11 protein-coding genes are annotated in these 13,422 nt (G+C 65.0%); 7 read left to right on the top strand and 4 right to left on the bottom strand.

The annotated features are described in order from the left end of the window. Positions 1-13: 13 nt before the first annotated feature. Positions 14-1,564 (bottom strand): acyl-CoA synthetase, encoded by a 1,551-nt coding sequence (locus tag ACVWZ4_RS10270; RefSeq protein WP_456700744.1) that lies wholly within the window; start codon positions 1,562-1,564, stop codon positions 14-16. Positions 1,565-1,824: 260 nt separating this feature from the next. Here ACVWZ4_RS10270 and ACVWZ4_RS10265 point away from each other — a divergent pair, with 260 nt between their 5' ends. The 7 genes from ACVWZ4_RS10265 to ACVWZ4_RS10235 all read left to right on the top strand — a co-directional run bounded on the left by ACVWZ4_RS10265 (position 1,825) and on the right by ACVWZ4_RS10235 (position 10,491). Then, positions 1,825-2,961, top strand: coding sequence for an acyl-CoA dehydrogenase family protein (locus ACVWZ4_RS10265; RefSeq protein WP_456740230.1), 1,137 nt, complete (start codon positions 1,825-1,827; stop codon positions 2,959-2,961). A gap of 17 nt (positions 2,962-2,978) precedes the next feature. Next, a complete protein-coding gene (locus tag ACVWZ4_RS10260) occupies positions 2,979-4,142 on the top strand; it encodes an acyl-CoA dehydrogenase family protein (protein WP_456740229.1) in 1,164 nt (387 codons plus the stop codon). Continuing rightward, positions 4,142-4,798 (top strand): glutathione S-transferase family protein, encoded by a 657-nt coding sequence (locus ACVWZ4_RS10255; protein WP_456742200.1) that lies wholly within the window; start codon positions 4,142-4,144, stop codon positions 4,796-4,798. The genes ACVWZ4_RS10260 and ACVWZ4_RS10255 overlap by 1 nt, the downstream gene beginning before the upstream one ends. Positions 4,799-4,973: 175 nt before the next feature. Continuing rightward, positions 4,974-5,774 (top strand): helix-turn-helix domain-containing protein, encoded by an 801-nt coding sequence (locus tag ACVWZ4_RS10250; protein ID WP_456740228.1) that lies wholly within the window; start codon positions 4,974-4,976, stop codon positions 5,772-5,774. 127 nt (positions 5,775-5,901) lie between these two features. Further along, positions 5,902-6,768, top strand: coding sequence for a 3-keto-5-aminohexanoate cleavage protein (locus ACVWZ4_RS10245; RefSeq protein ID WP_456740227.1), 867 nt, complete (start codon positions 5,902-5,904; stop codon positions 6,766-6,768). A 136-nt stretch (positions 6,769-6,904) separates the two neighbouring features. After that, positions 6,905-8,521, top strand: a complete 1,617-nt coding sequence (locus tag ACVWZ4_RS10240; protein WP_456740226.1) for an acyl-CoA carboxylase subunit beta — start codon at positions 6,905-6,907, stop codon at positions 8,519-8,521. Further along, positions 8,518-10,491 (top strand): acetyl/propionyl/methylcrotonyl-CoA carboxylase subunit alpha, encoded by a 1,974-nt coding sequence (locus ACVWZ4_RS10235; RefSeq protein WP_456740225.1) that lies wholly within the window; start codon positions 8,518-8,520, stop codon positions 10,489-10,491. Before ACVWZ4_RS10240 ends, ACVWZ4_RS10235 begins: the two co-directional genes overlap by 4 nt. A gap of 37 nt (positions 10,492-10,528) precedes the next feature. Here ACVWZ4_RS10235 and ACVWZ4_RS10230 read toward each other — a convergent pair whose 3' ends face one another. Genes ACVWZ4_RS10230 through ACVWZ4_RS10220 form a run of 3 tightly spaced genes read right to left on the bottom strand, consistent with a single transcriptional unit; the run spans position 10,529 to position 13,409 of the window. Then, the gene (locus tag ACVWZ4_RS10230) at positions 10,529-11,515 is read right to left on the bottom strand and encodes an ABC transporter ATP-binding protein (RefSeq protein ID WP_456740224.1); all 987 of its coding nucleotides are present in this window, start codon (positions 11,513-11,515) and stop codon (positions 10,529-10,531) included. Continuing rightward, positions 11,512-12,516: an ABC transporter ATP-binding protein gene (locus ACVWZ4_RS10225; RefSeq protein WP_456700753.1), complete on the bottom strand. Its 1,005-nt coding sequence runs from the start codon at positions 12,514-12,516 to the stop codon at positions 11,512-11,514. The genes ACVWZ4_RS10230 and ACVWZ4_RS10225 overlap by 4 nt, the downstream gene beginning before the upstream one ends. After that, positions 12,516-13,409, bottom strand: coding sequence for an ABC transporter permease (locus tag ACVWZ4_RS10220; RefSeq protein WP_456740223.1), 894 nt, complete (start codon positions 13,407-13,409; stop codon positions 12,516-12,518). The genes ACVWZ4_RS10225 and ACVWZ4_RS10220 overlap by 1 nt, the downstream gene beginning before the upstream one ends. Positions 13,410-13,422 lie beyond the last annotated feature (13 nt).

The raw sequence follows: 13,422 nt of genomic DNA, 5'->3' as shown, positions 1-13,422 counted from the left end.
AGGAGCGCTTCGATCAGGCATTGGCGACTTTCTTGTCCACTTCGGAAGCAACGGAGAATTGCTTGCGCAAGGTCGGCTTGTGGATCTTGCCGGTGGCGTTGCGGGGCAGCGCATCGACGAAACGAACCTGCCGCGGGCATTTGAAGCGTGCGAGATTGGCGGCGCAGTGCGCGAAGACGTCAGCTTCCGTCAGCCGCTGGCCTTTTTTGGTCGCGACGATGGCGAGGCCGACCTCGCCCCATTGCGTATCAGGGATGCCGATCACCGCCGCTTCCGCAATAGCGCTGAGCTGGTGCAGGACGTTCTCGACCTCGGCTGGATAGACGTTCTCGCCGCCGGAGATGTACATGTCCTTCCAGCGGTCGACGATATAGTAGAAGCCCTCCTCATCCACGCGCGTCGCATCGCCCGTGTGCAGCCAGCCATCGGTGAAGGATGTCTCGTTCGCCTCCGGCCTGTTCCAGTAGCCCGGCGTGATGTTCGGCCCTTTGACCCAGAGCTCTCCGAGCTCGCCGACCTCGGCATCGCTGCCGTCGGGGCGGACGATGCGCACCTCGGTGTGCAGGACCGGCTTGCCGGCAGAGCCCGCTTTCCGCGCTGCGTCCTCGCGGTCGAGCACCAGCACGGCCGGCGAGGTCTCGGTCATGCCATAGCCCTGCTGGAGCGCGACGCCGCGCTCCTCCCATGTTTTCAACAGCGGCACCGGCATCGGCGCGCCGCCGACGCCGCAGACGATCAATCGGCTGAGATCGGTGGTCGCGAAGGCCGGATGCTGCGCCATGAATTGGTAGATCGCAGGCACGCCGAAGAACACATTGATGCCCTGCGCGGGATCGTTGATCAGGCCGAGCGCGGTGCCGGGATCGAAGGCGCGCATGATCATCACCGTGCCGCCGGCATGCAGCACCGGGTTGGTATAGCAGTTCAGCCCGCCGGTATGAAACAGCGGCAGCACGGTGAGCAACACCGATGCCGGCCCGATGCAGGCGGGGCCGCCGAGATTGACGCAATTCCAGAAGGTCATGCCGTGGGTGATGGTCGCGCCCTTCGGATGTCCCGTCGTGCCCGACGTGTACATGATGGTCGAGATATCATCGAGCGTGACCTGCTCGGTGCGGTCGAGCAGCTTGGCCCCGGCGATGCCGGCCTCATAGGTGCCGTCGGCACCGAGCAGCAGGCTGGTCGCGACGTTGCAGAGCTTTGCTACGGTGATCGCCGTCTCGGCGAGATCGGCATCGTGAATCATCACCTTCGGCGCACAATCGCCGGTGATGAACTGAAGCTCCGGAATGGTGAGGCGGGTGTTCAGCGGCACGAACACGGCGCCCACGCGTCCGCAGGCGAATTGTACCTCCAGCGTATCGGTCGTGTTCAGCGCCAGCACGGCGACGCGGTCGCCGCGCGAAACCTTCAGCGTATGACGGAAGAACGAGGCGAGGCGTGAGACGCGGGCGTCGAACTGCGCATAGGTGAAGCGGCGCTCGCTCGCGAGATCGACGGCCGCGATCTTGGAGGGCGCGCGACGGGCATGATGGGCGATCCAGTCGTAGTAACGAACGGCCAACAATCCCTCCCTCGGCGGTGTTTGCCGCCTGAATTTGAGTGCTGTGCACCATGCCCGGCGTGGCCTGGGAGGCCAGCCGGGAGTTTTTGTGCAGCAGTCTTTTTTGTTTGGAGTTGGCCTGCGAGGGACGAAAACCTCTTGCGTTGAGTTGCTAGGCGAGGACCTGCACCGGCAGGCCTTTCGGGTCAGCCACTCCGCGCAAGTGGACCGCGAATGTTCCGGCCATGGTGCAACGACCGGAATCGCCGAAGGCGCAAGCCATGAAGAGCCCGTTCTATACCGCCGAGCACGATGCCTTCCGCGACGTCATGCGCCGCTTCGTCGACAAGGAGATCACCCCGTTCGCCCATGAATGGGACGAAGCCGGCGAATTCCCCCGCGCGCTCTACCGCAAGGCGGCAGAGATCGGTCTGTTGGGGCTCGGATTCCCCGAGCAGTATGGCGGGATCCTTGCCGACCAGTTCATGAGGATCGTCGCGACCCAGGAGTTGGCGCGGGCCGGGGCCGGGGGCGTCAGCGCCAGCCTGATGAGCCACACCATCGGTTCGCCGCCGATCGCACGCGCAGCGCGGCCGGAGGTGAAGGCGCGCGTGCTGCCGCAGGTGCTCTCGGGCGAGAAGATCTCCGCGCTCGCGATCACCGAGCCCGGCGGCGGCTCTGACGTCGCGAGCTTGCGCACCAAGGCGCGGCGCGACGGCAATCACTACGTCGTGAGTGGCGAAAAAACCTTCATCACATCAGGCGTCCGTGCCGACTATCTGACCGTTGCCGTGCGGACCGGCGGCGAGGGCGCCGGTGGCGTCAGCCTGCTCCTGATCGAGGGCGATACGCCCGGCCTGTCACGCACGAAACTGAAGAAGATGGGCTGGTGGGCGTCCGATACCGCGACATTGCATTTCGATGAGTGCCGCGTACCGGCCGAGAACTTGATCGGCGAGGAGGGCCAGGGCTTCAAGATCATCATGCAAAATTTCAACAGCGAGCGGATGGGCATGGCCGCAGGCTGCACGGCCTTCGCGCGCGTCTGTCTCGATGAGGCGATCGCCTATTCCAAGGAGCGCAAGACGTTCGGCAAGCCGCTGGCCCAGCATCAGGTCATCAGGCACAAGATCGTCGACATGGCGCAGAAGGTCGCGGCGTCGCAGGCGATGCTGGAGATGCTGGCCTGGCGGCTGGAGCAGGGCGAGAGCCCGGTCGCGGAAATCTGCATGATGAAGAACCAGGCAACCCAGACCATGGCGTTCTGCGCCTCGGAAGCCGTGCAGATCTTTGGCGGCGCTGGCTTCATGCGCGGCGTCAAGGCCGAGCGCATCTACCGCGAGGTCAAGGTCAACGCCATCGGCGGCGGCACCGAGGAGATCATGAAGGATCTGGCCTCGAGGCAGATGGGGCTGTGAAGGACGAGGCTGAAAGAATGCTATTCACCGCCGACCACGACGAGATCCGTCGCTCCCTGCAAAAATTCATAGCCAACGAGATCAATCCGCATGTCGATGAATGGGAGAAGGCCGACATCTTTCCGGCGCATGCGCTGTTCAAGAAGATGGGCAGTCTCGGCTTCCTCGGCCTGAACAAGCCGGTGGAGTTCGGCGGCTCCGGCCTCGACTATTCCTACGCGCTGATGATGGCGGAGGAACTAGGGGCCATCACTTGCGGCGGCGTGCCGATGGCGATCGGGGTGCAGACCGACATGGCAACGCCGGCGCTGGCCCGATTCGGCTCCGACGAGGTGCGGCGCGAATTCCTCAGCCCGTCGATAGCAGGCGATTACGTCGCCTGCATCGGCGTCTCCGAGCCGGGCGCGGGCTCGGACGTCGCCTCCATCAAGACCCAGGCGCGCTCCGACGGCGACGATTACCTCATCACCGGCGGCAAGATGTGGATCACCAATGGCATCCAGGCCGACTGGATCTGCCTGCTCGCCAATACCGGCGATGGCCCGGTTCACCGCAACAAATCCCTGATTTGCGTGCCCATGAAGAGCAAGGGCGTCACCGTGGCCCGAAAGCTCGACAAGCTGGGCATGCGCTCCTCCGACACCGCGCAGATCTTCTTCGACAATGTCCGCGTGCCCAAGCGCAACCGGATCGGCGAAGAGGGCAAGGGCTTTACCTACCAGATGATCCAGTTCCAGGAGGAACGGCTCTGGGGTGCGGCCGCCTGCCTCAAGGCGCACGAATACATCATCGATCAGACCATCGAATACACCCGCAACCGCAAAGCCTTTGGCCAGAGCATCCTCGACAACCAAATCGTCCACTTCAAGCTCGCGGAGATGCAGACCGAGGTCGAGCTCTTGCGCGCGCTGATCTATCGCGCCGCCGAGCAGCTGGTCGCCGGTGAGGACGTGACGCGGCTTGCGACCATGGCCAAGCTCAAGGCCGGCCGGCTCGGCCGCGAGCTCACCGACGCCTGCTTGCAATATTGGGGCGGAATGGGCTTTACCAACGAGACGCCGGTCAGCCGCGCCTATCGCGACAGCCGCCTGGCCTCGATCGGCGGCGGCGCCGACGAGGTCATGCTGATGGTCCTGTGCAAGATGATGGGCACGTTGCCAGGTAGTAAAGGGAAGGCATGATGATCACGCTCTATCATTGCGACGCCGCGCGCTCGTTCCGTCCGCTCTGGATGCTGGAGGAGATGGGGCTGCCCTATGAGCTGAAGATGCTGCCGTTCCCGCCGCGCGTCTTCGCCAAGGACTATCTCGCGCTCAATCCATTGGGCACGATTCCGTTCATGGTCGACGGCGAAACCAGGATGACGGAGTCATCAGGCATCTGCCATTATCTCGGCGTCAAGCACGGGCCGACACCGCTGATGGTCAACCCCGAAGATCCCGCCTACGGCGCTTTCCTGAACTGGATGTATTTCAGCGACGCGACGTTGACCTTCCCGCAAACGCTGGTGCTTCGCTACAGCCAGCTCGAGCCGGAGGAGCGCCGCAATCCGCAGGTCGCCACCGACTATGCAAAGTGGTTCCTGGGGCGGCTGCGCGCCGTCGAGGCAGCGACCGCCAATGCCGAAACCTTGTGCGCGGGCCGCTTCACCGCCGCTGACATTGTCATCGGTTACGCGCTCCGCCTCGCCCACACCATTGGACTCGCCAAGGATTTTGGACCGAATGTCGCAGCCTATTGGGCGCGCCTGCAGCAGCGCGATGGGTTCAATCGTGCTGTGACTGCCGAGCAGAAGGCCGGCGCCGAACAGAATGTTGCGCCGCGCGTGAGACCGTAAACATTCCGCACGGCGGGACTACGATCTCGTCGCGGTTCCGGGAAGACCGATCGTCGTACCGGAATGGTAATCTTTTGCGCGCCATGACAGCGCTACCCGCCGTGACAGCGCCCAAATTTCCGCTAAGCTGACCTCCGTCCGCAGCGGCCAAAGAGCCGCGCGAGGAGGATACCCAATGGAAGACACGGGTCGCGAATCCGACCATCTGATGCTGATCACGCCGGAGCGGGTGTTCTATGCCGGTTTGCTCGGCAGGCCTCGCAAGCGGACCCCGGGCTGCTGCCACGTCTATGTGGCGGTGAAGGGTAGCCTGCATCTCACCATCGACGACGCCCTCGCCACCGCGGAGCTGTTCGTCACCCTGCCGAACCAGCGGCATTCCATCGCCGGCGACTACCGCACCGCAATCAGCGTGACGCTGGAGCCGGAAAGCATGCCAGATGGCGTGCTGGAGGCCTTGGCCCGGCGGCTGATGGGGCCGGATCGCGCTGCGCACGCCAGAAAAATCCTCGCCGCCTATGCGCTGCTGCGGCAGCGCCGCTATGGCGACATCACCACCGCTGAATTCGACGAGATGTGCTTTGGCGAAGCACTGCCGCGCCGCGTGCTCGACCCGCGCGTCACGCGCGCCGTTGCCCGCATCGAACGCTTCTCCGGTGAGCCTGTCACCGCGGATACCTGCGCGGCCGAGGCGGGCCTCTCGACCTCGCGCTTCCTGCATCTCTTCAAGGAGGAGACCGGCATTTCGTTCCGCTCCTTCCGCGCCTGGAAGCGCGCGCGGCATCTGCTGCACTTCGCCAACCAGGACCTCAACCTCGCTCATCTCGCGCAGGACATCGGCTACCCCGATAGCACCCATTTCAGCCACTCGATCCGCCGCTTCTACGGATTGAAGCCGCGCGCGATCTTCGTCGGCTCGCGCGATCTTGCGATCTATCGCAGCACCGAGACCGTGCGGCTCGATATCGCTTCGTAGGGTGGGTTACGCCTTCGGCTAACCCACCCTACGGCATCTCGTTTCTCAGCTTCTCCGCGCAAGAAGCTGCATGCCCTGCATCACATGATTGCATCGTTGAATTCTCAACGTGCGAGATAGCTGTGGCATGAGCGACAAGGCCGTCATCACCTGCGCGCTGAACGGCGTGCTCACCGACCCCAAACAGCACAACGTCCCTGTTACGCCCGAGCAGATGGCGCGCGAGGCAAAGGCTGCGTTCGATGCCGGCGCCTCCATCATGCACATCCATCTGCGCCAGCAGGCGCCGGGCAAGGGCCATCTGCCGTCCTGGGAGGTGAGCGTCAGCAAGGAAATCCAGCAGGCGATCCGTGAAGCCTGTCCCGGCGTCATCATCAACCACACCTCGGGTGTTTCTGGCCCGAACTACAGCGGCGCCCTGGATTGCATCCGCGAAACCAGGCCGGAGATCGCCGCCTGCAACGCGGGCTCGCTCAACTATCTGAAGGTCAAGGCCGACAACAGTTGGGCCTGGACTCCGATGATGTTCGACAACGCGGTCGAGAAGGTGAAGGACTATCTCGACGTCATGAACGAAGTCGGCACCATTCCCGAGTTCGAGTGCTTCGACCTCGGCGTCGTGCGCTGCGTCGGCATGTACACCCAGGTCGGCATGTACAAGGGCCCGCTCGAATATAACTTCGTGATGGGTGTCGCGTCGGGAATGCCTTCGGATCCGGAGCTGCTGCCGATCCTGATCAAGCTGAAGCGCCCCGAGGCGCAATTCCAGGTCACGGCGATCGGCCGCGAGGAGATCTGGCCGCTGCACCAGCGCTGCGCCGAGCTCGGCGGTCACTTGCGCACCGGTCTCGAGGACGCCTTCTATCTCGCCGACGGCAAGAAGGTGACATCAAACGGCCAACTGATCGAGGCCATTGCGGCTTGCGCCCGCCGCGCCGGCCGCGAGGTCGCGAGCCCCGCCGAGGCGCGGAAGATCTTTGGGACGAACAGATAGCCCCAGCCGTCATATCGAGCGAAGCGAAGCAATTCAGAGTGCATCCGCGGCAACAGACTGGATTGCTTCGTCGCCAGCGCAAAATTGCTTCGCAATTCTGTCGCGGGCTCCTCGCAGTGACGGGTAGGAAAGAATCATGTCCATTCTCGAAAACACCATTTCCACCGGCAGCGCCGCCTACCGCGCAAACCGCGACGGCATGCTCGCGCTGATCGATCGCATGCGCTCGCTGGAAGCTCGCACGCGTGCCGCGTCGGCCGCGGCAAAGGATCGCTTCCACAAACGCGGCCAGCTCTTGCCGCGCGAGCGGGTCGCGCTGGTGCTCGACCCCGGCGCGCCCTTCATCGAGCTCTCGACACTCGCCGGCTATATGTTCGATGTGCCTGATACGAGCAAGAGCGTGCCGGGCGGCGGTGTCATCGCCGGTATCGGCTTCATCTCAGGCATCCGCTGTATAGTCAGCGCCAGCGATTCCGGCATCGATGCCGGTGCACTGCAGCCCTACGGCCTCGACAAGACACTACGGGTGCAGGAACTGGCGCTGGAGAACAAGCTGCCTTACGTCCAGCTCGTCGAAAGCGCCGGCGCCAATCTCCTGCGCTACCGCGTCGAGGACTTTGTCCGCGGCGGCAATATTTTTCGCAACCTTGCGCGGCTCTCGGCCGCAGGACTGCCTGTCGTCACCGTCACGCACGGTTCGTCCACCGCCGGCGGCGCCTACCAGACGGGCCTGTCCGACTACATCGTCATGGTCCGCGGGCGTACGCGCGCCTTTTTGGCCGGGCCGCCGCTGTTGAAGGCTGCAACCGGCGAGATCGCCACCGAGGAGGAGCTCGGCGGCGCCGAGATGCATACGCAAATCTCCGGCCTCGGCGACTATCTCGCCGAGGACGACCGCGACGCCCTGCGCATCGCGCGCGAGATCATGGCGGCGCTGGAATGGGAGCGGCCGGGCCGGGCGGCTCGAGAGTTCGAGCCGCCGCGCTACGATCAGGACGAGCTGCTCGGCATCATGCCGATGGATCACAAGCGCACCGTCGACATGAAGCAGGTGATCGCCCGCATCATCGACGATTCCGATTTCACCGAGATGGCCTCGAATTACGGTCCGGCCACCGTCTGCGGCCATGCCCGCATCGAGGGCCATGCCATCGGCATCATCACCAACAACGGTCCGCTCGATCCTGCCGGCGCCAACAAGGCGACGCATTTCATCCAGGCTTGCTGCCAAACCCGCACGCCGATCCTCTATCTCAACAACACCACCGGCTACATGGTCGGCAAGGCCTATGAAGAAGCCGGCATGATCAAGCACGGCTCGAAGATGATCCAGGCGGTGACCTCGGCGACGGTGCCGCAGATCACGATCTATTGCGGGGCGTCGTTCGGCGCCGGCAATTACGGCATGTGCGGCCGTGGCTTCCATCCACGTTTCTGCTTCTCCTGGCCCAACGCCAAGACCGCCGTGATGGGCGGCGAGCAGGCCGCGGAAACCATGGCGATCGTGACCGAGGCGGCGGCGGCGCGCCGCGGCAAGCCGATCGGGAAGGACAAGCTGGATGCCATGAAGGCCGAGATCGTCGGCGTGTTCGACGGCCAGATGGACGTGTTCTCGACCAGCGCGCGCGTGCTCGACGATGGTGTGATCGATCCGCGCGACACCCGCGCGGTCTTGTCCGAGGTGCTGGCCATCTGCCGCGAGGGCGATCGTCGCGCGCCCCAACGCATGCAGTTTTCGGTGGCGCGGCCATGAGGAACGGATCAGTGCCGCACCGGCCGTTCCACAGGGTCCTGGTCGCCAATCGCGGCGAGATCGCGCTGCGCGTGATGCGTAGCGCGCGGCGGCTGGGGCTCGGCGTTGTCGCCGTCTATTCGGACGCCGATCGTGATGCGCTCCACGTCCAGCGGGCTGATCAGGCCGTGCGGATCGGTGAAGCCTTGCCGGCGCAATCCTATCTCAACATCTCCGCGATCATCGCAGCTGCCAGGGCCAGCGGCGCGGATGCCGTTCATCCCGGCTATGGTTTCCTCGCCGAGAATGAGGACTTCGCACAAGCCTGCAAGGACGCCGGGCTCGTCTTCATCGGCCCATCGCCGCAGGCGATCGCGGCGATGGGCAACAAGGCCGGCGCCAAGGAGATCATGAAGAAGGCCGGCGTGCCTGTCGTGCCCGGCTATCAGGGCGCCGACCAGAGCGACGAGGTCATGCTCGCGGAAGCCGGGAAGATCGGCTTTCCCGTGATGATCAAGGCGGTCGCGGGCGGCGGCGGTCGCGGCATGCGGCTCGTGACTGATGCCGCATCGTTCCCTGATGCGTTGCGCAGCGCGCGGTCAGAAGCCAAAGCCGCATTCGGCGATCCGACCGTGATCCTCGAACGCGCCGTCGAGAATCCGCGCCATATCGAGATTCAGGTGTTCGGCGACGTCCATGGCAACGCCATCCATCTCGGTGAGCGCGATTGCTCGGTGCAGCGGCGGCACCAGAAGCTGATCGAGGAGGCGCCGTCGCCGGCCGTGACGCCGGAGCTGCGCGCGAAGATGGGCGAAGTCGCCGTCGCTGCGGTCAAGGCGCTGCGTTATGAGGGCGCGGGCACGCTGGAATTCCTGCTCGATGAGAGCGGCGAATTCTACTTCATGGAGATGAACACGCGTCTTCAGGTCGAGCATCCCGTCACCGAGGCGATTACCGGGCTCGACCTCGTCGAGCTGCAATTGCGCGTTGCGCGCGGCGAGCCCCTGCCGGTGAAGCAGCAGGACATCAAATTGTCCGGTCACGCCATCGAGGTGCGGCTCTGCTCGGAAGATGCCGCGCAGGATTTCATGCCGCAGTCCGGCCGCATGGCGCGCTGGCAGGTACCCGATGGCATCCGCGTCGAGCACGCGCTGCAATCGGGCTCGGAGATTCCGCTATTCTACGATTCCATGATCGCCAAGATCATCAGCCAGGGCGCCACGCGCGAGGAGGCGAGGGGGCGGCTGATCGTCGGCCTGGAGCAACTCACCGCGCTTGGCGTCACGACCAATCAGGCATTTCTGCTGACGTGTCTGCGCCATCCCGGCTTTGCCAGGGGCGAGGCGACGACGGCCTTCATCGGCGCGCATCGCGACCAGCTGCTGCGGCCGGAGAATGCTGCATTCGATACCGCGCTCGCGGGCCTGCTGCTCTACGTTACCAATCCGCGCGCACCGTCATGGCGGCGTGGCCGGAGCCTGTCGGCAACGTTTCCTCTGCCCGCGAAAATCGAAATCGCCGGCCATGCGGTCGAGCTCGAAATCACCCGCGAGCGCGATGGCAGCTACACCGTCGCCACCGACAGCCGAGAGGACAAGTTCGAGATCGAGCACGTCGATCCCGATGCCGTCCGCTTCCGCCGCGACCGCGTCACGGACAGCGTAAAATTCCTGCGCGATGGCGACAGGCTCTATCTCCAGCACCGCGGCATCGCGCTCGCGGCCACCGACCTCACCCTCGCCCCACCGAAGGCCGCGGCAGGCAACGGCGGCGACGGCAAAGTCCGCGCGGCCATGAATGGTCGCGTCGTTGCGGTGCTGGTCAAGCCGGGTGATCGCGTCACATCAGGCCAGCCGGTGTTGACGCTGGAAGCGATGAAGATGGAGCACGTCCACAAGGCCGGCATCGACGGCGTGGTCGCCGCGATCGAGGTCGCCGAGGGCGAGCAGGTCACGACGGGCAGGATCGTGGCGGAGATTGGGGCGGGGTAGCGGCTGTCGTCGTCATCGCCGCGAGCGAGAGCAAGAGCTACCCGCTCCGTCCCATCCCCTCGTTGAGCAGGCACGCCACCTGATGCTGGTCGCCGGTATCCTTCAGCGCCGGCCGCTCGGTCCTGCATCGCTCCATCGCAAACCGGCAGCGCGTGTGAAAGGCGCAGCCGGGCGGTGGATTGACCGGGCTCGGCACGTCGCCGTCGACCAGCGGCGCGAGCTTTTTCGCGAGCGGATTGGCGATCGGCACCGAGGCGAGAAGCGCCTGTGTGTAGGGATGGCGCGGATTGCCGAACAGCTCGTCCTTGCCGGCGATCTCGACGATGCGGCCGAGATACATCACCGCGACGCGGTGGCTGATATGGGCCACCACCGCGAGGTCGTGCGCGATGAAGAGATAGGAGAAGCCGTGTTCACGCTGCAAATCGACCAGCAGGTTGATCACCTGCGCCTGGATCGAGACGTCGAGCGCTGACACCGGCTCGTCGCAGACGATCAGCCGCGGCTCCAGTGCCAGTGCCCGCGCGATGCAGATGCGCTGGCGCTGGCCGCCGGAAAATTGATGCGGAAAGTTGCGCATCTGGTCGGGCCGCAAGCCCACCTGCTCGAACAGCTTTGCGACGCGCACCTCCAGCGCCCTGCCGGTGGCAAGACCATGCACGGCCAGCGGCTCGCCGACAATGTCGCCCGCGGTCATGCGCGGATTGAGCGAGGCAAACGGATCCTGGAAGACGATCTGCATCGAGCGGCGATGCGGGCGCAGCGCGCTCTTGGACAGATGCGTGATGTCCTCGCCGCCGAGGCGGATCTTGCCGGACGTCGGCTCGACCAGCCGTAGCACGCTGCGCGCCACCGTCGACTTGCCGCAGCCGGATTCGCCGACGAGACCGAGCGTCTCGCCCGCGCCAAGCGAGAACGAGACGCCGTCGACGGAATGCACGGTGCCCACCTGCCGGCGCAGCACGCCGGCGCGCACGGGATAATGCTTCTTGAGATCGGTAACTTCGAGCAGCACTTCAGTCATGCCACCTCCGCCACATCGGCCGCGCGCCAGCAGGCGGCGAGGTGGCCGCCGCCCCAATCCATCAGCGGTGGATATTCCTCGCAGCGCTTGATGGCGAGCTTGCAGCGGGGCGCGAAGGCACAGCCCTTCGGCAGCCGCACCAGCGATGGCACCGTGCCCGGAATTTCGTTCAGCCGCTCCTGTGCGGCGACGCCTGATGCCGGCACCGCGGGGATCGAGGCCATCAGACCGCGCGTATAGGGATGCTTCGGCGCGGCGAACAGCGCCTCGACGCTGGCTTCCTCGACTTTTCGTCCCGCATACATCACGATCACACGCTGCGCGGTCTGCGCGACGACGCCGAGATCATGGGTGATCAGGACGAGGCCGGTGCCGAGCTCCTTCTGGAGATCGAGGATCAGCGCCAGGATCTGCGCCTGGATGGTGACGTCGAGCGCGGTGGTCGGCTCGTCCGCGATCAAGAGCGCCGGCCGGCACGCCAGCGCCATCGCGATCATGGCGCGCTGGCGCATGCCGCCGGAGAGCTGGTGGGGATACTCCTGCGCACGCCGCGCCGGCTCGGGAATGCGCACCAGCCGCAGCATCTCGACGGCAATGTGACGGGCTTCTTTCGACGAGATGTTCCGGTGCAGCCGCACCGCCTCCACGATCTGGTCGCCGATCCGCATGACGGGATTGAGCGAGGTCATCGGCTCCTGGAAGATCATGGACATGCGATTGCCCCGGACCTTGCGCATCTCCGCCTCGTCAAGCGCCAGCAGATCGGTGCCTTCGAGCGTGACGGAGCCGCCGACGATGCGCCCGGGAGGATCGGGCACCAGCCGCATCATTGACAGCGCAGTGACGCTCTTGCCGCAGCCGGATTCGCCGACGATGGCGAGCGTCTCGCCACGGCTTACGGTGAAGGAGACGTCGTCGACCGCTTTGAAAAGACCGGAGTTGGTGAAGAACACCGTCTTGAGGTTCTTCACATCGAGCACGATTTTGGAGGTATCAGCCATCAGCCGCGCTGCCGGGGATCGAGGATGTCACGCAGCGCGTCACCGAACAGGTTTGCTCCGAACACCGCGAGGCTGATCGCGATGCCCGGGAAGATCACGAGCCACGGCGCGGTGCGGACATATTCGGCGGCGGATTCCGACAGCATGCGGCCCCAGGATGGATAGGGCTCGGGAATGCCGAGACCCAGAAAAGAGAGCGAGGCCTCGGTCAGAATGGTCGAGCCGAGCTGGGCGGTCGCGAGCACGATCAGCGGCGCCAGCGTGTTCGGCAGCACGTGACGAAGCGCGATACGTACCTCGCTCATGCCGATCGATTTCGCGGCTTCCACGAACGGCAGCTCCCGTAGCGCCAGGGTGTTGGCGCGGGTGACGCGCGAAACGGTCGGGATCAGCGGAATGGCAATGGCGAGGATGACGTTCGGCAGCGACGGACCGAGTGCCGCCGTCATGATCAGGGCCAGCACCAGCAGCGGCAGTGCCTGCAGGATATCGGACACGCGCTGGAACACGAGGTCGACCCAGCCCGAGAGGTAGCCGGAGGTGAGGCCGACCATGACCCCGATCGTGCCGCCAAGCGCGGTCGAGCCGATCCCGACCGCGAGCGAAATTCGCGCGCCATGGATGATGCGGCTGAACACGTCGCGGCCGAACGAGTCCGTGCCCATCCAGTGCGCGAGACTCGGACGCATCAGCGCGTGGGCGGAATCGACGCTCAGGGGATCGTAGCGCGCGATGAAATCGGCGAAGATGGCCGTCAGCACGAACAGCGTCATGATGAAGAGTCCCGCCGCGCCCAGCACGTGCCGCTGTGCCAGGAACAGCACCCGCCGCCAGCCGCCGGTCGCATGCGCGCCGGCACGCCGGAGTTCAACATCGTAGTCGATTGCGGCCATGCAAGCTCTATCT

The organism is Bradyrhizobium sp. USDA 4472, assembly GCF_054058595.1.
Note: the sequence above shows the minus strand (reverse complement) of the source record. Positions and strands in the feature narration are given on the sequence as shown.

What these genes read in the sequence shown, in the direction of transcription:
- ACVWZ4_RS10265 (WP_456740230.1), top strand. Translation starts at nt 1,825, where the DNA reads ATGAAGAGCCCGTTCTATACCGCCGAGCACGATGCCTTCCGCGACGTC.
- ACVWZ4_RS10260 (WP_456740229.1), top strand. Translation starts at nt 2,979, where the DNA reads ATGCTATTCACCGCCGACCACGACGAGATCCGTCGCTCCCTGCAAAAA.
- ACVWZ4_RS10255 (WP_456742200.1), top strand. Translation starts at nt 4,142, where the DNA reads ATGATCACGCTCTATCATTGCGACGCCGCGCGCTCGTTCCGTCCGCTC.
- ACVWZ4_RS10250 (WP_456740228.1), top strand. Translation starts at nt 4,974, where the DNA reads ATGGAAGACACGGGTCGCGAATCCGACCATCTGATGCTGATCACGCCG.
- ACVWZ4_RS10245 (WP_456740227.1), top strand. Translation starts at nt 5,902, where the DNA reads ATGAGCGACAAGGCCGTCATCACCTGCGCGCTGAACGGCGTGCTCACC.
- ACVWZ4_RS10240 (WP_456740226.1), top strand. Translation starts at nt 6,905, where the DNA reads ATGTCCATTCTCGAAAACACCATTTCCACCGGCAGCGCCGCCTACCGC.
- ACVWZ4_RS10235 (WP_456740225.1), top strand. Translation starts at nt 8,518, where the DNA reads ATGAGGAACGGATCAGTGCCGCACCGGCCGTTCCACAGGGTCCTGGTC.
- ACVWZ4_RS10230 (WP_456740224.1), bottom strand. Translation starts at nt 11,515, where the DNA reads ATGACTGAAGTGCTGCTCGAAGTTACCGATCTCAAGAAGCATTATCCC.
- ACVWZ4_RS10225 (WP_456700753.1), bottom strand. Translation starts at nt 12,516, where the DNA reads ATGGCTGATACCTCCAAAATCGTGCTCGATGTGAAGAACCTCAAGACG.
- ACVWZ4_RS10220 (WP_456740223.1), bottom strand. Translation starts at nt 13,409, where the DNA reads ATGGCCGCAATCGACTACGATGTTGAACTCCGGCGTGCCGGCGCGCAT.